At 63.3% G+C, this 18,732-nt stretch carries 18 protein-coding genes; 15 read left to right on the top strand and 3 right to left on the bottom strand.

What is annotated here, in order from left to right; genetic code table 11:
* The first annotated feature begins 287 nt into the window (after positions 1–287).
* The 7 genes from AC6CDK_RS14730 to ybgF all read left to right on the top strand — a co-directional run bounded on the left by AC6CDK_RS14730 (position 288) and on the right by ybgF (position 5,944).
* Entirely contained in the window at positions 288–1,067 is a 780-nt protein-coding gene (locus tag AC6CDK_RS14730; protein ID WP_039647560.1) for a carbon-nitrogen family hydrolase, read from the top strand.
* Between the two features lie 94 nt (positions 1,068–1,161).
* Positions 1,162–1,839, top strand: a complete 678-nt coding sequence (tolQ, locus tag AC6CDK_RS14735; protein WP_039647556.1) for a protein TolQ — start codon at positions 1,162–1,164, stop codon at positions 1,837–1,839.
* 9 nt (positions 1,840–1,848) lie between these two features.
* The gene (tolR, locus tag AC6CDK_RS14740; RefSeq protein ID WP_010940705.1) at positions 1,849–2,268 is read left to right on the top strand and encodes a protein TolR; all 420 of its coding nucleotides are present in this window, start codon (positions 1,849–1,851) and stop codon (positions 2,266–2,268) included.
* The gene (locus AC6CDK_RS14745; protein ID WP_039647553.1) at positions 2,265–3,005 is read left to right on the top strand and encodes an energy transducer TonB; all 741 of its coding nucleotides are present in this window, start codon (positions 2,265–2,267) and stop codon (positions 3,003–3,005) included. Before tolR ends, AC6CDK_RS14745 begins: the two co-directional genes overlap by 4 nt.
* Positions 3,005–4,303 (top strand): Tol-Pal system beta propeller repeat protein TolB, encoded by a 1,299-nt coding sequence (gene tolB / locus AC6CDK_RS14750; protein WP_039647551.1) that lies wholly within the window; start codon positions 3,005–3,007, stop codon positions 4,301–4,303. The genes AC6CDK_RS14745 and tolB overlap by 1 nt, the downstream gene beginning before the upstream one ends.
* A 128-nt stretch (positions 4,304–4,431) precedes the next feature.
* Positions 4,432–5,016 (top strand): peptidoglycan-associated lipoprotein Pal, encoded by a 585-nt coding sequence (gene pal, locus AC6CDK_RS14755; RefSeq protein WP_192905826.1) that lies wholly within the window; start codon positions 4,432–4,434, stop codon positions 5,014–5,016.
* Between the two features lie 91 nt (positions 5,017–5,107).
* Positions 5,108–5,944: a tol-pal system protein YbgF gene (gene ybgF, locus AC6CDK_RS14760; RefSeq protein ID WP_039647547.1), complete on the top strand. Its 837-nt coding sequence runs from the start codon at positions 5,108–5,110 to the stop codon at positions 5,942–5,944.
* Positions 5,945–6,001: 57 nt separating this feature from the next.
* Here ybgF and AC6CDK_RS14765 read toward each other — a convergent pair whose 3' ends face one another.
* Positions 6,002–6,337, bottom strand: coding sequence for a TatA/E family twin arginine-targeting protein translocase (locus AC6CDK_RS14765; RefSeq protein WP_039647545.1), 336 nt, complete (start codon positions 6,335–6,337; stop codon positions 6,002–6,004).
* Between the two features lie 231 nt (positions 6,338–6,568).
* Here AC6CDK_RS14765 and nadA point away from each other — a divergent pair, with 231 nt between their 5' ends.
* Together nadA and AC6CDK_RS14775 are read left to right on the top strand one after the other, a co-directional pair.
* The gene (nadA, locus tag AC6CDK_RS14770) at positions 6,569–7,483 is read left to right on the top strand and encodes a quinolinate synthase NadA (RefSeq protein ID WP_039647543.1); all 915 of its coding nucleotides are present in this window, start codon (positions 6,569–6,571) and stop codon (positions 7,481–7,483) included.
* Positions 7,484–7,516: 33 nt separating this feature from the next.
* Positions 7,517–8,056: a gamma carbonic anhydrase family protein gene (locus AC6CDK_RS14775; protein WP_039647541.1), complete on the top strand. Its 540-nt coding sequence runs from the start codon at positions 7,517–7,519 to the stop codon at positions 8,054–8,056.
* A 65-nt stretch (positions 8,057–8,121) separates the two neighbouring features.
* On the opposite strand, the gene AC6CDK_RS14780 is transcribed toward AC6CDK_RS14775, so the two are convergent.
* Positions 8,122–8,961 carry a pentapeptide repeat-containing protein gene (locus AC6CDK_RS14780; RefSeq protein WP_192905827.1) on the bottom strand — a complete coding sequence of 280 codons (840 nt, stop codon included), beginning with the start codon at positions 8,959–8,961 and terminating at the stop codon, positions 8,122–8,124.
* A gap of 284 nt (positions 8,962–9,245) precedes the next feature.
* On the opposite strand from AC6CDK_RS14780, the gene AC6CDK_RS14785 reads away from it, so the two are divergent.
* From AC6CDK_RS14785 to AC6CDK_RS14800, 4 genes are all read left to right on the top strand, one after another.
* Entirely contained in the window at positions 9,246–10,694 is a 1,449-nt protein-coding gene (locus AC6CDK_RS14785; protein ID WP_275451512.1) for an aminotransferase-like domain-containing protein, read from the top strand.
* 75 nt (positions 10,695–10,769) lie between these two features.
* A complete protein-coding gene (gene mfd, locus AC6CDK_RS14790) occupies positions 10,770–14,243 on the top strand; it encodes a transcription-repair coupling factor (RefSeq protein ID WP_039647538.1) in 3,474 nt (1,157 codons plus the stop codon).
* 60 nt (positions 14,244–14,303) lie between these two features.
* Positions 14,304–15,245 (top strand): peptidyl-prolyl cis-trans isomerase, encoded by a 942-nt coding sequence (locus tag AC6CDK_RS14795; protein WP_039647537.1) that lies wholly within the window; start codon positions 14,304–14,306, stop codon positions 15,243–15,245.
* A gap of 77 nt (positions 15,246–15,322) precedes the next feature.
* On the top strand, positions 15,323–16,288 hold the full coding sequence (locus tag AC6CDK_RS14800; RefSeq protein ID WP_039647535.1) for a peptidylprolyl isomerase: 966 nt from the start codon (positions 15,323–15,325) through the stop codon (positions 16,286–16,288).
* Between the two features lie 105 nt (positions 16,289–16,393).
* On the opposite strand, the gene AC6CDK_RS14805 is transcribed toward AC6CDK_RS14800, so the two are convergent.
* The gene (locus AC6CDK_RS14805) at positions 16,394–17,278 is read right to left on the bottom strand and encodes a DnaJ C-terminal domain-containing protein (protein ID WP_039647534.1); all 885 of its coding nucleotides are present in this window, start codon (positions 17,276–17,278) and stop codon (positions 16,394–16,396) included.
* Between the two features lie 145 nt (positions 17,279–17,423).
* Here AC6CDK_RS14805 and AC6CDK_RS14810 point away from each other — a divergent pair, with 145 nt between their 5' ends.
* On the top strand, positions 17,424–17,852 hold the full coding sequence (locus AC6CDK_RS14810; protein ID WP_014551230.1) for a MarR family winged helix-turn-helix transcriptional regulator: 429 nt from the start codon (positions 17,424–17,426) through the stop codon (positions 17,850–17,852).
* Between the two features lie 42 nt (positions 17,853–17,894).
* Positions 17,895–18,732 (top strand): protoporphyrinogen oxidase (hemG, locus tag AC6CDK_RS14815; RefSeq protein ID WP_496639896.1); only part of this gene is annotated, 838 nt, incomplete at its 3' end.

Here is an 18,732-nt window from a genome sequence, read left to right on the forward strand (position 1 = left end):
GGGGGATTCGCCGCCGCGACCCGCATCTCCATCTCCCGGGCCACGAGGGATGCGTAGTCGTCGATCGCCAGGGGCGCGTCCGACCGTGAAACGAAAGAGCAGTAACGGCACTTCTTCAGGCAGAAAGGGATATGGACGTAGAGATGCAGCGGCTCACTCATGCCCCCCATGATACGCCACTGCCCAGCCGGCCGTCCACCATCTATTGAGTTGAAATATAAGCGGGTTAACGGTACACTCTTTCGTCATCCACAGGGTTTGTATCCCCTGAACCCGGAGGCTTTCCCATGAATCGGACCGTCAAGGCAGGAGCCGTACAATTCACTGTCAGGCTCGGCGACATTGACGCCAACGTGGCGTACGTCCAGGAGGCCCTGCGGCGACTGGCATCCCAGGGGTGCCGGCTTGCGGTTCTCCCCGAGATGTGGAGCACCGGCTACGCCTACAAGGAACTCAACGAACTGGCCAAGCGGACCCCAGAGGTGGTGGCGGAGCTGGGCCGGCTCTCCAGGGAACTGGACATGGTCATCGTCGGCAGCATGCCGGAACCCCATGGCGAAAAGGTGTTCAACACCGCGTATGTTCTTGATCATGGCGAACTGCTCGGCTCCTACCGCAAGATCCACCTCTTCTCCCTCATGGGGGAGGATCGCTCCCTGGATGGCGGCGACCGGTGGCTGGTGGTCGATACCCACGTGGGCCGGCTCGGCGTGTTCATCTGCTACGACCTTCGCTTCCCGGAACTGGCGCGACGGCTGGCGGTTGAAGGAGCCGAAATCATCGTTGTCCCGGCCGAGTGGCCCAAACCGCGGGAAGAACACTGGCGGACGCTGTTGCGGGCCCGGGCCATCGAGAACCAGCTCTTCGTGGTGGCCGCCAACTGTTGCGGAGTACAGGGCAAGCTGGACTTCTTCGGCTCCAGCCTGATCATCGGCCCCAAGGGAGAACTCCTGGCCGAAGGCGGCTACGAAGCATGCGAACCCATGGCAACCCTCGACTTCCAGGTGATGGAGACATGGCGCGGCCAGATACCCTGCTTCGCCGACCGCAGACCGTCCTGCTACTGAAACAGTTGACGGGCACAAGGACAAGGTCTAAGCTACCTTTTCGTTCCTAGTTACATTATTCCGAGGGCGGATACCCTCAACCGGAGGTTGTATCGTGACACTTTTCGCTGGGACCGGGCTGGTGGTCAAGCTGGTGCTGGTCGTGCTCATCTTCTTTTCCGTGGTTTCCTGGGCCATCATTTTCTTCAAGCTCCTGCAGATCAACCGGGCAAACGGCGAGTCGGACCGGTTCCTTGACTTCTTCTGGAAAACCAAGCGTTTCGATGCCATCAGCTCCCAACTGGACCGGTTCGGAAACTCCCCCCTCTCGGTGCTGTTCAGCGAAGGCTACGCCGAATTGCGCCGGCTTCTCGACAAAGGAGGAGAACAGCGGGACGAGCCGGGCGTGGTGAGCACCGACCTGGGAGGGATCGAGAACATCGCCCGTGCGCTGCGCCGCGCGACCACCTCGGAGATCACCAGGCTGGAGAAGTACGTGACCTTCCTGGCCACCACCGGCTCCACGGCACCCTTCATCGGGCTGTTCGGGACGGTCTGGGGGATCATGAACGCATTCAAGGGAATCGGTGAAACCGGCTCCGCATCGCTGGCCGTCGTGGCACCGGGCATTGCCGAGGCGCTGATCGCCACCGCCATCGGCCTGGTGGCTGCCATCCCGGCGGTCATGGCCTACAACCACTTCCAGCACAAGATCAAGGTCCTCATCGCCTCCATGGACAACTTCTCCACCGAATTCCTCAACATCGTCCAGCGGACCTTTGCGGGAAAATAGGGAGTCTGTATGGAAGTCGGCAGCAGAAACAGCGGCGACCGCGGCACCATGTCGCAGATCAATGTCACCCCCCTGGTTGACGTCATGCTCGTGCTCCTCATCATTTTCATGGTGACTGCACCCATGATGCAGCAGGGGGTCCAGGTAAATCTTCCCAAGGCCGAAACCAAGGCCATGACCGCCCAGGACGAGGCGGTGGTGGTCTCCATCGACCGGGCCGGCAAGGTGTTCGTGAACAGCACCGAAGTGGCCTCCGGCGACCTCACGGCCAAGCTGACCGCCATGGTGGCAAACCGGGCCAAGAAGGAGGTTTTCCTGAAGGCCGACCGGGATGTCCCCTACGGCCAGGTGGTCAAGACCATGGCCGAAATCAAAGGTGCCGGCATCGAGCGGCTCGGCATGGTGACGGAGCCCGCGCCGGGGAAATGAATCGCAGTATCACCCATCGAGAATCGGGCCTTGGCTGGGGGTTCGCGGCATCGGCTCTGCTTCACCTGGCCCTCGCCGCACTGGCCCTGGTCGTCCGCTTTCAGGTACCGCGCTACACGGAGGCCCCGGTCTACTATGTGGACGTGGTGAACCTGCCGGTAGCATCTCCGAGAGCCGGAAGCCCCACGGTCGGCGGAGCCCCTCCCGAGCCGCCCCCTCCCGCCAGCCAGGCCATGACCATTTCCCGGCCGGCACCCCGCGCTCCTGCCGCTGTTGGCAAAAAATCGTCCACCACAGCCGACACCGGCAAAGAGTTCGAAGATCGGCTTTCCGCGCTCAAACGCAATGTGGACGAGCGGCGCCAGGAAGCGGCTTTCGATGCTCTCAGGCGCAAAGTGAACGGCAGCGGCCGGGCCGAACCGGCAGGAATGCCCGGTGCGACCGGCACCCAGGCCGGAAGCGATTACGCCGCGTACATCCAGTCACGTCTCAGGGACGCCTTCCGCTACACCATCGCCCACCAGGCAAAGACGCCCGAAGTGGTGATCCGGCTGACCATAGACCCCCACGGCCGCGTAGCGCGCCAGCGGATCGAACGCTCGACCGGCGACCGGATATTCGAGGAATCGGTCATGAAGGCCATCGCCATGGCGGAGAAAACGTTCACTCCGCCGCCGTCCGGGGGGGAGTTCGAAACCGGCTTCATCTTCAGGCCGGAGGGGGTAGGGAAGAGATAATGAAACGCGTACGAATCATTGCCACGCTCCTCGCCCTGCTGGTCGCCGCCGTCATGCCGGCGGTGATCCATTCCGAGGATGTCTACCGCGAGGTGACCGCTTCGGGGGCGCACAACCTCACCCTTGCCGTGGATAATCCACGGAATCTCGGCGGTGCCGACGATGCCGCCCTGGCCCGGGACATGGCCGAAGTACTCAGGTTCGACATGACCTTGGCGGGCCCCTTCAGCGTGGTGGCTCCGCCGGCGGGCACCGCGCCGGGGGGAATTCGCCCCGGCGAGTTCGACCTGGGCTCCTGGAGGAACGCCGGCGTTGATCTGCTGGTCAAGAGCGGCTACACCATCGCCGGTGACTCTGTCACCGTGGAGTTCCGCCTCTACAACGCCACCCAGGGACGCGAGCTCGCTGCCAAGCGCTATACCGGCAAACGCTCGGATCTGCGCCGGATCACCCACACCTTTTCCGACGACATCATGCAGGCAATGACCGGGGAACGGGGCCCCTTCACGGGCAAGATCGCCTTTGTCTCCACCGAGAGCGGCAACAAGGAGATCTACCTGATGGACTACGACGGGCACACCGTGCAGCGTCTCACGAAGAACCGCTCCATCAACCTGAACCCCGATTTTTCCCCCAACGGCCGTGAGCTCGCCTATACCTCCTATCGTCGCGGCAATCCGGATCTTTTCCGGCGCGAAATATTCACCGGAACGGAAGCGGTGGTATCGTCACACCGGGGCATCAACGTTACCGGCACCTGGTCCCCGGACGGCAAACAACTGGCCCTTGCCATGAGCCGGGACGGCAATTCCGAAATCTACGTAATTTCCCGGGACGGCAGGGAGCCCAGACGGCTCACCACCCACCAGGCCATTGATGTTTCACCCGCCTGGTCTCCGGATGGCAAGCGGATCGCCTTTGTCTCGGACCGGCTCGGCAAGCCCCAGGTATTCATCATGAACGCCGACGGCTCCGACGTGCGGCGGCTCACAACCAGCGGCGCCTACAATGTCTCGCCCCGCTGGTCGCCCAAGGGAGACAGGATCGTCTACTGCCGTCAGGAGGGGGGCTTCCAGATCTACTCCATCGCACCGGACGGAACCGACGACACCCGCCTCACCAGCGAAGGAAGCAACGAGCATCCCCGCTGGTCCCCGGACGGACGGTTTCTGACGTTCAGTTCCACCCGCGACGGAGGCGAAGCCATCTACGTCATGCGTTCCGACGGCAGCGGCCAGACGCGGGTCTACCGAAGCAAGGGAAAAGCATCCCATCCGGCTTGGTCACCACGATGGTAACACCCTGTTTTTTGGGGGTATACTGCCTAAACCATTGAAAAAGCATCACCATTATATATAATTGATCGCGTTAACGCGGCGCGGGTCGTACCCGCCCGACCACTGCATTAACGAAAAGGAGAGGAACCATGCATTCTCGCACACTCGGTGTCGTTGCCCTGGCTTGCTTCGCCCTGTCTCTCGTCGGCGGTTGCGCAAAGAAGGAAATGGTGAAACCCGACCAGGCCGCTCCGCCGGTTGCCGCCGCGCCCGCATCGCCGGCGCCGCAGCCTGTCCAGCCCAGAGAGGAACCGGTCAAAGCCCAGACCATAACCGAAGCCCCCGTGGCGGTGGCTTCACAGACATCGGACACCTCAGGCAGAGCCGAGGCCGCCGAAACATCCCTTGAACGCATCTATTTCGAGTTCGACGCGTTCGTCCTCTCCCAGACCGCCCGCGACACGCTCTCCCGCAATGCCGAGGCGCTGCTGAAGAAGATGCCCAACGCCAAGGTATCCATCGAAGGGCATTGCGACGAGCGCGGCTCCGACGAATACAACCTGGCTCTTGGTGAAAAGCGGGCAAAGGCGGCCATGAGCTACCTGATCACCCTGGGCGTGCCGGCCGCACGGCTGTCGATCATCAGCTACGGCGAGGAAAAACCCCTCGACCCCGGCCACAGCGAAGAGGCCTGGGCGAAAAACCGGCGGGCTGAATTCGTGATCGTAAAATAATCCCGCAAGGGCTGGCACGAAGGGGAGCCGTTGACGGCTCCCTTTTTCTATGATAACACCGTCCCTCCAGCCAAAGGAGACCGATTAGCCCATGAAACAGTTGACCATGCCTTTGACTGCCCTGGCCCTTTTCACCCTCGGAGGGTGTGTCACCAGCAGTGACCTTGACGTTGTCCGGCGCGATCTGGACGAACTCAAGAACCGCCAGTTCCAGATGGAGAAAGAGGTCGGCGGCGTACGGACCGAGGCGACTGCACGCATTGAGAGCTCATTCAAGGACCTGGACTCGGAACGGGCCGGAGTACGCAAGGGGCTGGCCGACCTGCAGGCGGCCATGGACGGGATAAAGGTGGACATGCAAGTCCTTGCGGGCACCCTGGACGACGTTAAGCTCGCCGCCAAGAAACCGGGCGACGATCTGACCCTCCTGCGGGAGGATCTGGAGCGCAGGCTTACGGCCCTTGACCAGCGCCTGGCCAAGACCGAGACAGGGATCGAGGCGCTGCAGAAAAAGGTTGCCGAGCAGGCAACCCCGCCGAAGGAGGCGGAAAAGCCGACTCCCGAAGCCCTGTACCAGAAGGGTCTTGACGCCTACCGGGCGGGAAATTACGGCGTTGCCCGCGAAAGCTTTACCCGCTTCCTGGAACAGCATCCCAAGCACGAACTGGCGGCCAACGCCCGGTACTGGACGGGCGAAACCTACTACAGCGAGAAAAAATTCGAACAGGCGATCCTGGAGTTCCAGGAGGTCATCAAGAACTACCCGGGCAAGGAAAAGGTGCCGGCCGCCATGCTCAAGCAGGCAGCGGCCTTCTCTGAGATCGGCGATGCCAAAAGCGCCCGCTTCGTCCTCCGCAAGCTCGTGGACGACTACCCCGCCTCCGAGGAGGCCAAACGGGCAAAAGACAGGCTCAAGGAGCTGAAATGAAACAAGGCGGGGTTTTCACCCCGCCTTGTTTGTTTCTGTACCCTGACCAACGATGTTCTAGGCTGTTTTTTCCTCGGATTCCGGGTTGCCCGCAACCGGGGCCGGTCCGCCCTGATGCGCCCCACTGGCGGCCTGGTCCTCGTAGGCCTTTACCTCGGCAGCCAGGTCCCGCTTGACAGGCTCGGCAGCGGCCTCCCCCTTTTCCGCCTTTTCCTTATCATCCAGCGTCCGGACCTCTTCAGCCAGGTTCCGCTGGAAATCGTCCGAGGCGCGCTTGAACTCCGCCAGCCCCTTGCCGAGCGAACGGGCGATGTCGGGGAGCTTCTGGGGCCCGATGACGATCAGGGCGATGACGAGTATGACGATAAGCTCCGGCATCCCGATTCCAAACATGATGTCCTTCCTCCTCTTTTCGGCAGCCGGTGCCTCCGATCCGCCGCATCTGGCTGCACGCGCAACAGAAACCAGACCGCGCGGCTGTGAAAATAATAGGTGTTCTGCCCAGTTATGTCAAGCGCAGCCTGCAGAAGGCGGCCTAAAGGGTTTGACAGCGCGGCGAACATTGATTACCATCTACCCCATTTCGCGCCGTATACGGGCGCCTGTGACACGGGAGAGCGCGCCATGCACGCCAACGACATCAGCCAGGGCATACGGAAGCTCCTGAAGGAGCGTAACGCTGTGCTCCTGGCCCACAACTACATGAGGGACGAGGTGCAGGAGATTGCCGACATAACCGGCGACTCGCTCGCTCTCTCCCAGGAGGCGGCCCGCACCGGCGCGGACGTCATTGTTTTCTGCGGGGTTCACTTCATGGCCGAGTCGGCCTCGATCCTCTCGCCGGATAAAACGGTCCTTCTGCCGCGCATGGATGCCGGCTGCCCCATGGCAGACATGGTAACCGCCGAGGCGTTGCTGGAGATGAAGGCCCGTCACCCCGACGTGCCGGTTGTCACCTACGTGAACTCCTCGGCGGCGGTGAAGGCCGTCAGCGACATCTGCTGCACCTCGGCCAATGCGGTCAAGGTGGTGAATTCCCTCCCGGACCCGGAGGTGATCTTCGTTCCCGACCGTAACCTGGGGCAGTTCGTGGCAAAGCAGTCCGGCAAGACGTTCCACTTCTGGGACGGCTTCTGCCCCACCCACGAGCGGCTGAAGCCCGCCGACGTACAGAGGCTCAAGGAAGCGCACCCCGACGCCCTCTTCATCTGCCATCCCGAGTGCAACCCCCTGGTCGTGGCCCTTGCGGACCACGTCTGCTCCACGAGCGGTATGTACGAATACTGCCGTAAAAGCCCGGCACGGCGGTTCATCATCGGCACTGAGGCGGGAATTCTCTACCGGCTCCGCCTGGAGAATCCGGACAAGGAGTTTATCCTCGCCTCGCCGGCGCTCATCTGCCCCAACATGAAGCTGACCTCACTGGAAGACGTGCTGGCGAGCCTGCAGGCCATGTCGCCGGTGGTGAAGGTCCCCGAAGATATCCGGGTGCCGGCCAAGCGCGCCCTGGACCGGATGATCGCCATCCCCCGGGATTGACACCGGACCTATCACCACAGCCAGAGGTATCCCATGATTCGCCCTTTCAAGGGGATGAGCCCGCAGATCGCCCCGTCGGCCTTCATTGCCGAAACCGCCGTTGTGATCGGTGACGTGACCATCGGCCCCGAAAGCAGCATCTGGTACAACGTGGTTGCCCGAGGCGACGTCAACTTCATCCGCATCGGCGCCCGGAGCAACATCCAGGATCTCTCCATGCTTCATGTGACCCACAAAAAGCACGCCGACGACCCGGGAGCCCCCCTTGTCATCGGCGATGACGTGACCGTCGGGCACAGCGTGACCCTCCACGGCTGCACCATCGGCAATGGCGCCTTCATCGGCATGCAGGCAATGGTCATGGACAATGCGGTGGTGGGCGAAGGAGCGCTCGTAGGCGCCCGGTCACTGGTGACGGAGGGGACCGTCATCCCGCCCCATACCCTCTGGGTGGGGGCGCCGGCAAAGTACAAGCGCGACCTGACCCCCGACGAGATTGCCTGGCTGAGGCGCTCGGCAGACAACTACGTGCGCTACTCGCGGGAATATCTTGAGGAAGGCGCGGACCGCTGAAACAAACGGAGCCGGTCCCCAAAGGGCCGGCTCCGTTCAGGTTCCCGACATGGTCAGCGGCGGTTTCAGAAATCCAGAAGCAGGACCCGCCCCTTTTCGCTGTCCGACGGCAGCGCCTTTTCTCCTCCCACAACAGGGACGACGCCACTCCGCTTCGCATCCTCTCCCCGTGCCTGCACCACCGCGGTATCCTGGTTCCTGCCATCGAAGGCCGCCTGGGCGAAGTGGCCGCCAACGGTAGTAACGCCCGCCAGGCTGGCACCCCGCAGATTGGCGCACACGGCATACACGCCCGAAAGGTTGGCCCCCTGGAGGTCGGCCCCTTCCAGATCAGTCTTGAACAGCCCCGCGCCGGCCAGGTTGGCTCCCTTGAGACTGGCTCCCCGCAGATTTACCATTTCCAGCGACGCACCCCGCAGATTGGCTCCATCGAGATTGGCTCCCGCCAGGTTCGCGCCGAAGAGATCGGCTCCGGCCAGGGTTACCCCGCGCAGATCGAAGCCGGCCAATACGGCGCCGCGCAGGATGGCTCCCGCCAGATTGCGGGAGGTGCGAAGGATCTCGTGAACCTGCTCGGGGGAAGGACGCCATCCGTCCCGGCCGGACGCGGGTGTTACGGCACGGCGCGGCGCTGGAGCCGCTGCCACGGGCTGTTGGGCCGCAGCCGGTTTTTCAGCCGCAGCAACCTCAACTTTGGGCTTGCGAGACTCTTTGCGCGGTTCCTTGCGCGCAGCCTTGCGGGGTGCGCCCGTCCGGGGAGAAATGAGGCGGACGTACTCCTCGTAGCCGAGGGGCCTTTTTTTACCCCCCCGCCCGGATGCGGATGCCATGGACTCGACGGCGTGGCCCCAGATGAACGCCACCGCCATGAGCGACAGGAATAGCCTGAGCAGATACCTCGGCATAGTCGAATACGCTTGCCTCTCGTGGGTTTGAAGCGGGGAGCGGAGAGCATCATGCCTCTTTCCCTACTCTCGCTTATCGGATCATCCTCCGATTCCTTTACATATTTTTTCCGCGGCACAGGGTAGGGCAGGGCGCATCTGTACACATACAATAGTGACATTTAGCCAACTGTTATGGTTTAATTGAAGGACGACTGTGTCTATTCGGCATACGGAATTGCGACGTATACTTTCATCCACGGAGTGTGCCGGAAGGAAAACACGCACCCGGGGAGGCAAGAACCATGACGCTAGCGATGAACACGATGAAAGGCGGAGGCAAAATACCCCTCTACGAATCCGTGGCCGACCGCGTAGCCCAGCTCATCGGCGAGGGAACGTTCCGGGCAGGGGACCGGATTCCGTCGGTGCGGGCCCTGGGGCGGCAGTTCCAGGTAAGTCTCACCACGGTGATGGAGGCCTACACGCTCCTCGAGGATCGGGGGCTCATCGAGGCCCGCCCCCAGTCGGGGTACTACGTGAGAGCCCGCTTCCCCGGCTCGACTGCCGAGCCGGAAATGACGGCACCCCCCCTGAAACCCACGACGGTAGGCACGGCGGAACTTTCCATGATGGTGATGCGGGATACCCGCAACCCGGCCCTTGTCCCGCTGGGCGCCGCCATTCCCAATCCCGAGCTGCTGCCGGTGGACCGGCTCAACCGGATGCTCGCCACCGAGAGCCGGAAACATGCCGTGGCCAGCGTTTCCTACGACATGCCGCCCGGCTGCGAGCGGCTGCGGGTCCAGATCGCCCGGCGGATGCTGGCCGTGGGGTGCGCCCTGGCACCGGACCAGATCGTGACCACCTCCGGCTGCATCGAGGCGGTGGTCCTGTCGCTGCGGGCCATCTGCCGTCCCGGGGACACGGTGGCGGTGGAATCGCCAGTGTACTACAACTTCTTGCAGGCCATCGACCTGATGGGGCTCAAGGCCCTGGAGATCCCCACCCATCCCCGCACGGGGATCAGCCTCGACGCCCTGCGCTACGCCCTTGATCACACCCCGATCCGGGCCTGCCTGGTGGTCGCCAACTTCAACAACCCCCTGGGAAGTCTCATGCCCGACGACCACAAGCGCGAACTGGTGGCGATGCTGGCGGCCCGCCGGGTTCCCCTCATCGAGGACGATATCTACGGTGATCTGAGTTTCTCCCCGGAGCGCCCCCGGGCGGCCAAGGCCTTTGACGAGGCGGGGCTCGTCCTGTACTGCACATCGGTCACCAAGACCGTTGCGCCGGGCTACCGGGTCGGCTGGGTGGCGCCGGGGATCTTCCAGAAGGAGATCGAGCGGCTCAAGGCGGTGACCACCATCGCCTGCTCTACACCCACGGAGCTTGCCGTGGCGGAGTTTCTGGCCAACGGCGGCTATGATCACCACCTGCGGCGCATCCGCAGGACCTACGCCCGCCAGATGTCCCTCATGGCCGAGGCCGTGGGGCGAGCCTTCCCGGCCGGCACCCGCGTGACCCGGCCCGAAGGGGGGTTTGTCCTCTGGGTCGAATGCCCCGAGCGGGTCGACTCCCTGGTTCTCTACGAGCAGGCGCTCACCAGGGGTATCACCATTGCGCCGGGACCCATCTTCTCGGCCACCGGCAAGTACCGCAACTGCATCCGCCTGAACGCCGCCTGGTGGGACGATCGGGTGGAGCGGGCCATCCATACCCTTGGTGAACTGGGCGCCGCCATGATGTGATTGGCGAGCCCGGCGCCTATCTGCTATCCTGTTCCGGCGATCATGGCCGCCCAGCAATCCGACACGAACCGAGCAATGACACAGACCGATACCGACCTCATCAAACGCCTCGCCGACCGCCTCACTCCCCCTGCCGCCCGGCTCACCCTTGCCGGGCTCAGGGGGTCGTCGCCAGCCTACCTGCTGGCCCGGCTCATCGGGGAGACCGGAGCCCCATTCCTCGTGGTCGCCCCGGATGCCGATGCCGCAGCCGAGCTCACTACTGAACTCCGGTTCTTCACGGGGAGACCCGACGACATCCTCCTGTTTCCCGCCTGGGACACCTCGCCCTTTGAAAAGGCATCGCCCCACGCCGACGTGACGGCCCAGCGTCTGGCAGCCCTGCGCCGGCTGGCGGACCGCAGGACCGCTGCCGTGGTAACCACGCCGGAGGCTCTGCGCCAGCGGGTAGTGCCGCGCTCTCTCCTGGACAGCGCCTCACTCTACTTCCTGCCCGGCGAAGAGAGCGACCGGGACGAGCTCCTGTCCCGGCTCGTGACCCTCGGCTACCTCAACGTGCCGCTGGTGGAGGACCGGGGGACCTTTGCCGTGCGGGGCGGCATCGTCGACATCTTCCCACCGGGCTTCGATCTGCCGGTGCGGATCGAATTCTTCGGCGACTTCGTCGATACCATCCGGAGCTTCGAGCCGCTCTCCCAGCGCTCCCTCCAGCCCCTGGAGGAACTGCTGCTGCTCCCGTCGCGGGAACTGCTCCTGACTGCCGATACCCTTCAGGGGGCGGCGTCCCGCATCAAGGCGCGCTGCGACGATCTGGAGATATCCCCCCTGGTCCGCCGCGAGCTGCTGGAACAGCTCCAAAACGGCCTCTACCCGGCCGGAGTCGAATGGCTCCTCCCCCTCTTTCACCAGAATCTGGAAACCCTGCTCGACTATGCCGGCGATGCCGTGCGGGTTCTGGTCGATCCGGCAGCCCTGGAAGAGGAGGGGGAACGGCTCTCGCGGGAGCTGGAAGAGGCCGCGGGCCGCGCCCGGGAGCGGGGCGAGCTCTTTCCCGCGCCGGAAAGCCTCTTCCTCGCCCCCACGGACACCGCGGCAGCCCTGGCTGCGGGGAGACTGGCAACCATCCCCTTCCTGCACCTGAACGAGGGTGACTCCCCGGAGACCATCGACATCGCCACCGAGACGAACGCCGACCTCAAGGCGGATATTTCGCCCGACAGCGAAGGGGTCCTGCGGCCGCTGGCCGCACGCCTCACCGGCTGGATCGAGGAGCGGCAGCGGGTGATCGTCGCCTGTCACCAGCGCGGCCAAGCCCAGCGGCTGTACGAGCTGCTGGCCCATTACCCGGTCCCCCTTACCGTCTCGGACCGCCCGTTCCCGGCGGAGCGGGAGCGGGACGACGGCAGGGTGGACATCGTTATCGGCGAAATCTCCCGCGGGTTCAGGCTGCCGGAAGGACGGCTCGTGGTCATCGCCGAAGAGGAGATCTTCGGCAGGCGCCAGAAACGGCGCGGCATCACCGAGTTGCGCAAGAAGCAGATCATGACCTCCCTGGCGGAGTTGAAGCCGGGCGATCACATGGTTCACCTGGACCACGGGGTCGGCATCTACCGTGGGCTCCAGCACCTTTCGCTCAGCGGCTGCGCCAGCGACTTCCTGCTGCTGGAGTACGCTGGCGGGGACAAGCTCTACCTGCCGGTGGACCGGCTCAGTCTGGTGCAGCGCTACGTGGGGGCCGAGGGGATCGAACCGCGGGTCGACCGGCTCGGCGGCACCTCCTGGGAAAAGGCCAAGGGCAAGGCCCGCGCGGCGGTCCAGGAGATGGCCGAGGAGCTCCTGCGGATCTACGCGGCCCGCCAGCTCCACGAGGGGCACCGGTTCTCCCCCCCCGACGATCTCTACCGGGAGTTCGAGGCCGCCTTCGCCTACGAGGAGACCTCCGACCAGCTTGCTGCCATCGAAGATGTCATCGCCGACATGACCAGCAACCGGCCCATGGACCGGCTGGTCTGCGGCGACGTGGGCTACGGCAAGACCGAAGTGGCCATGCGGGGGGCCTTCAAGGCGGTCATGGACGGCAAGCAGGTGGCGGTCCTGGTGCCGACCACGGTCCTGGCCCAGCAGCACCTGGAAACCTTCAGGACGCGCCTGGGCGCCTACCCGGTCACCATCGAGATGGTTTCCCGCTTCAGGACCCCCAGGGAGCAGAAGGACATCCTGGAGCGGGTGAAGAAGGGGACCGTGGACGTCATCATCGGCACCCACCGGCTCCTCCAGAGCGATGTGACGTTCAAGGATCTGGGGCTCCTCATCGTGGACGAGGAGCAGCGCTTCGGGGTCACCCACAAGGAGAAGCTGAAAAAGTACAAGGCAGCGGTGGACATCCTGACCCTCACCGCCACCCCCATCCCCCGCACCCTCTACATGTCGCTCATGGGCATCCGCGACCTCTCCATCATCGACACCCCGCCTGTGGACCGGCTGGCGGTTAAGACCTTCGTGGCCCGCACCTCCGACGAGCTCATCCGCGAAGCGGTCCTGCGGGAGCTCAGAAGGGGAGGGCAGGTCTTTTTCGTCCACAACCGGGTCCAGTCCATCGGGGCGTGGTACGAACATCTGCGCCGCATCGTGCCCGAGGCAAAGATCGCCGTGGGGCACGGCCAGATGGACGAGGGCGAGCTGGAGAAGGTGATGCTCGGCTTCATGCACGGGGAAACAAACCTTCTGCTCTGCACCACGATCATCGAGTCGGGCCTGGACATCCCCAGCGCCAACACCCTCATCGTGGACCGGGCGGACACCTTCGGCCTGGCCCAGCTCTACCAGTTGCGGGGGAGGGTAGGGCGCTCCCGGCAGCGGGCCTACGCCTATCTCCTCATCCCCGGCGAAGGAGCCATCTCGTCCGATGCCCGGGAGCGGCTCCGGATCATCCAGGAGCTGAACGAGCTGGGGGCCGGCTTCCGCCTGGCCACCCACGACCTGGAGATCAGGGGCGCCGGCGATCTCCTGGGGGCCAAGCAGTCGGGCAACATTGCCGCCGTCGGCTTCGACCTCTACACGGAGCTCCTGGAAGAGGCGGTCCAGAAACTCAGGGGCGAGGAGCCGGTAGAGCGGGTGGAGCCGGAAATCAACCTGCGGGTGCCGGCCTTCATCCCCGAGGACTATGTGCGCGAGCCGAACCAGCGCCTCGTCATCTACAAGAAACTGACCCAGGCCGCGGCCGAAGAGGAGGTGGACGAGGTCATGGAGGAACTGGTGGACCGGTTCGGCACGCTGCCGCTGGCGGCCACCTACCTCCTGGACGTGATGAAGCTGCGGATCATGCTCAAGCACTTCCTGGTCCGGATGGCCGAGTTCGACGGTAAACGGCTCTGCCTCTCCTTCCACGAGAAGACCCCGGTTTCGCCCGACACCATTATCGGTCTCATTAAAGGAAACCCCACGCGGTATCAGTTCACCCCGGACTTCCGTCTCGTGGCGGAACTGGCCGACACCAGCTTCGAGGGGGTCCTGGCCGAAGCCAGAAATCTCTTGAAAAGGCTAGGGTGATGTGCTAGCTTCCGCAAGGTTGTTCAGTAGTTAAATCAGTTAGCTAAAAGGAGTTCGTCCGTGAAGAGACACACTATCGTCACCATCCTTTCGGTCTCCCTCTGCCTGGCTGCCCTCGGCGGCTGCAAGGGCAAGACCGAGTCCGGCACGACGGCAGCTCCGGCCAAAAAGGCAGGCCAGGTTCTCGTGGAAGTCAACGGTGACGCCATCACCGTGGAAAGTTTCAACAAGGAGCTTGAGGGGCTGCCTCCCTACCTGAAGCCCATGGCGGACACGCCGGAGGGGAAAAAGGAACTGCTGGACACCATGGTGGTGCGCGAGCTCCTCTACCAGCAGGCAAAGAAAGACGGCGTCGACAAGAGTGCCGAGATTGCCGACCGGGTGGAAGAGCTCAAGAAGCGCGTCGTGGTGGAGGCATACCTCAAGAAGAAGGTCGAGGAAGAGGTCAAGGTATCCGACGAGGAACTCAAGAAGTTCTACGAGCAGAACAAGGACAAGTTCAAGTCCGGCGCCCAGATCAAGGCCAGCCACATCCTCGTGCGGGATGAAAAGCTCGCCCGGGAGATCGTAAAGGAGCTCAAGGGCGGAGCCAACTTCGAAGAGCTGGCCAAGAAACACTCCATCGACTCAGCCGCCGCCAAGGGTGGCGATCTGGGCTGGTTCAGCAAGGGGAACATGGTCCCCGAATTCGAGAAGGCCGCCTTCGGCCTCAAGGAAGGGGAGACCTCCGGCATCGTCAGGACCCAGTTCGGCTACCACATCATCAAGGTGACCGGCAAGCGTCCCGCCGGCGAACGTACCCTTGAGGAAGTGAAGGACCAGATCAAGGCCGCAGTCCTGCCGGGCAAGCAGCAGGAAGTCTTCCAGAAGCTCAAGGAAGACATCAAGAAGGGCGCGACGATCTCCATCAAGGAAGACGTGCTCAAGGGGCTCGGCGGCCAGAGCGCGGCGGCCGAGCATCCCGCTCCCGCCCAGCCTGCCGCGGCACCCACCGCCAAGTAGTGACGTAATCACCTTCAGGAGGGGGCGGTACCGCACCAGGGGTCGCCCCCTCCTCTTTCATGTGCAGACAACGGACCATGATCAAACGCCTCATACCTTTATCTCTCGCCATCGTCCTCATCCTCACGTCCCTCTCGTCAGCCGAGGTGATAAGCCGAATCCTCGCCGTTGTTAACGATGAGATCGTCACCTCCTACGCCGTGGACAAGGAGAAACGGGCTTTTCTCAAGGAAGCCGAGCGCCAGCAGCCGCCTCCCGACCCCAAGACCCTTGCCAACCTGGACGAGGTCGCCCTCAACCGGCTCATCGACAAGAAACTCGTGGAACAGAAGATCCGCGAACTCGACATCCGGGTGGGAGAGGAGGAGGTACGTCAGGCCATTGAAGACGTGAAACGGCAGAACAAGCTCTCCCAGGAGGCCCTTGTGGCGGCCCTGGCCAACCAGGGGCTCTCCTTTGACCAGTACAAGGCCCAGATCAAGGAGCAGTTGGAGCGGCTGCGGCTCGTGAGCCAGGAAGTGCGCTCCAAGATCCAGGTGGGTGAGCGGGAGATGCGGGAGTACTACGAGGCGAACAAGGCGAAGTTCGGGGCAGAGGATATCTTCAGGGCGCGGAACATCTATTTCAAGCTCGACGATACGATGTCCGCCGAGCAGGTGAAAAAGGTGATGACCACGGCCATGACCGTCCTGCACGAGGCCCGGGCGGGCAAAGACTTTGCCGAGCTGGCGCGCCAGTATTCCGACGATCCGGCAGCCAAGGGCAACGGTGGCGATCTGGGAACCTTCCACAAGGGGGACATCCTGCCGGAATTCGAGGAGCAACTGGTACGGATGCAGCCGGGCGAGGTGAGCGATCTCATCTACACCGCCACGGGGCTCCACATCGTCAAGCTGGAGGAGCGCTCCCTCGGCACCCCCAAGCCGTTCGAGCAGGTCAAGCCCGAGGTGGAGGACCTGGTGTACCGCAAAAAATCGGAAGACCGCTTCAACCAGTGGGTGGCTGACCTGCGCAAGGGAGCGGCCATCGAACTGCGGCCGTAGCCGCCCAGCCGAGCAGAGCATGAAAAACCCCCCGGAGCCGCGGCTCCGGGGGGTTTTTCATGCCATACCCATCTTCTTTACGCCGGGATTCAGACGGCTCCCTCGCTACAGCCCTGCCTCACGCAGTTTTTCCAGAATATTTTTTTGCTCGGCGGAAAGGGACCGGGGAACTGCTACGCTGATGCGCACGTAGAGATCACCCTTGCCCGTTTTCCCCATGTGGGGAAAACCCAGGCCCTTCAGGCGAATCCTGGTACCGGGCTGAATGCCGGCGGGAACCTTGACCCGCTTGGTCCCCTCCAGGGTCGGCACGTCGAGGCTCGTGCCGAGAGTCGCGTCGGTGAACCTGATCTCCCGTTCCACCACGATGTCATCCCCGTCCCGGTGGAACTGCGGATCGCCCCCCACCTTGACAATCAGGTAGAGGTCCCCCGGGCTGGCGCTGCCGAACCCTCCCTTGCCCGCCACCCGCAGGCGCGCCCCGGTTTCGACGCCGGCCGGGACCTTGACGGAGATATCTTCCCGCGTGCCGCCCCGCCGGTACGCGACCCGCTTGTCGCAGCCCGCGTAAGCCTCCCGGAAGGTGACGGAAAGCTCCATGGTGAAATCCTCGCCCCGCTGCCGTGTCCCTGTGAAGCCGAAGCCTCCCTGGCGGAATCCTCCTCCGAATATGCGGGAAAAGATATCGTCGGTACCGACCCCCATATCCTTGAACATATCCCCCACATCGAACCCCCGGAAGATGTCTTCCTGGGAGAAGCGCTGGTGGAATCCGCTGGAACCGAACTGATCGTACTGGGCCCGCTTCTGGGGATCGGAGAGGACAGCATAAGCCTCGTTGATCTCCTTGAATTTTTCCTCAGCCTCGGCGTTGCCGGGGTTTTTGTCCGGGTGATACGTGATGGCCAGTTTGCGGTAGGCCTTCTTGATTTCCTCTTCGGAAGCCCCTTTCTTCAGGCCGAGGGTTTCATAATAGTCGTGCTGCGCCATGACATAGATCCTTTCACGATGATGTGGCCCTCAGAATGTAATGGTACTTTGCCCCCCTGTCAATGAACAGGGGTTGACAGGATCAGTTCATCAGTCTAATATTTAGGAACCCGAACATTTCGTATACCGTAACAGGGATGATCGTATGGAACAGATTGAACGGATAGCGCAGTTGTACCCCGTGATCATGCGCGTGATGGGGCGGATCAGGAGCCTCGTGCACGACGGCATGGACCTGACCTACAACCAGTACAAGATGCTCCTCACCATTTACGACAAGGGGAGCTGCCCCCTTAACCTGCTGGCCCGGGAGCTGGGAATCGCCATGAGTTCAGCCAGCGAGATGGTGGAACGCCTCGTCAACCTGGGCATCGTCTATCGGGCCGTGGATGAAGATAACCGCCGCCAGGTGATCATCTACACCACCGACCGGGGTGAAGAGCTCATCCGCGAACTGAGGCACGGCATCGTCGAAAACTACCGGCAGCTCTTCGCCCGGCTGCCCGAAGGGGACCAGGAACGCCTCGCCACCGCGTTCGAGACCATTGCGGATGTCCTCGGCAAACTCGAATAACCGTACAAAGACAGTTTATCTACAGCGGAAGGAGAGAGAACCATGAAAAAGGCGATTGTGGCCGGCGGCGGCATCTCAGGGCTCGCCACCGCGTACCTGCTGAAAACCCGGGCCGCGCAGGAGGGATTTGAACTGGACGTGACCCTGGTGGAGCGGGAGGAACGCCTGGGGGGCAAAATCCGGAGCATCAAGGAAGAGGGGTATCTCTGCGAGTGGGGTCCCAACGGGTTCCTGGACTCCAAACCCCAGACCCTCGACCTCTGCCGGGAACTGGGAGCGTCCGACCTGCTCCTGCGGAGCAACGACAACGCCCGCAAGCGGTTCATCTATACCGGCGGGGCGCTGAACCGCCTGCCCGAGAACGGGCCCATGTTCCTCAAGAGCGGCCTCATCTCCTGGCCGGGCAAGCTGCGGCTCGCCATGGAACCGTTCATTCCGAAAAAGGCGGGCGGCGAGGACGAAACCCTGGCGGCCTTCGGCCGGCGCCGGCTGGGGGACGAGGCACTGCGCAAGCTGATCGCTCCCATGGTGTCGGGAATCTTTGCCGGCAATCCGGAAACCATGTCCCTTCGGTCGTGCTTTCCCCGCATCGCCGAGCTGGAGGATGAATACGGCAGCCTGGTGCGGGCCATGATCCGGCTGGCGAAAAAAAAGAAGCAGGACATTGCCCAGGGCAAAGCGGTGGCCAGCGCCGCCGGACCCGGGGGGGTGCTCACCTCGTTCCGGGACGGCATCCAGGCCCTCACCGACATCCTGGCCGGGCGTCTCGGCCCGGACGCTATCGTTTCGGGCCAGGAAGTACTGGAAGTTTCGCGGGGCGGGAGCCTCCCCTGGCGGGTACGGACCGGGAGCATCGACATGGATGCCGATCTGGTGATCC

The sequence above is a fragment of the Geobacter sp. PheSNFMC genome, from assembly GCF_059620965.1.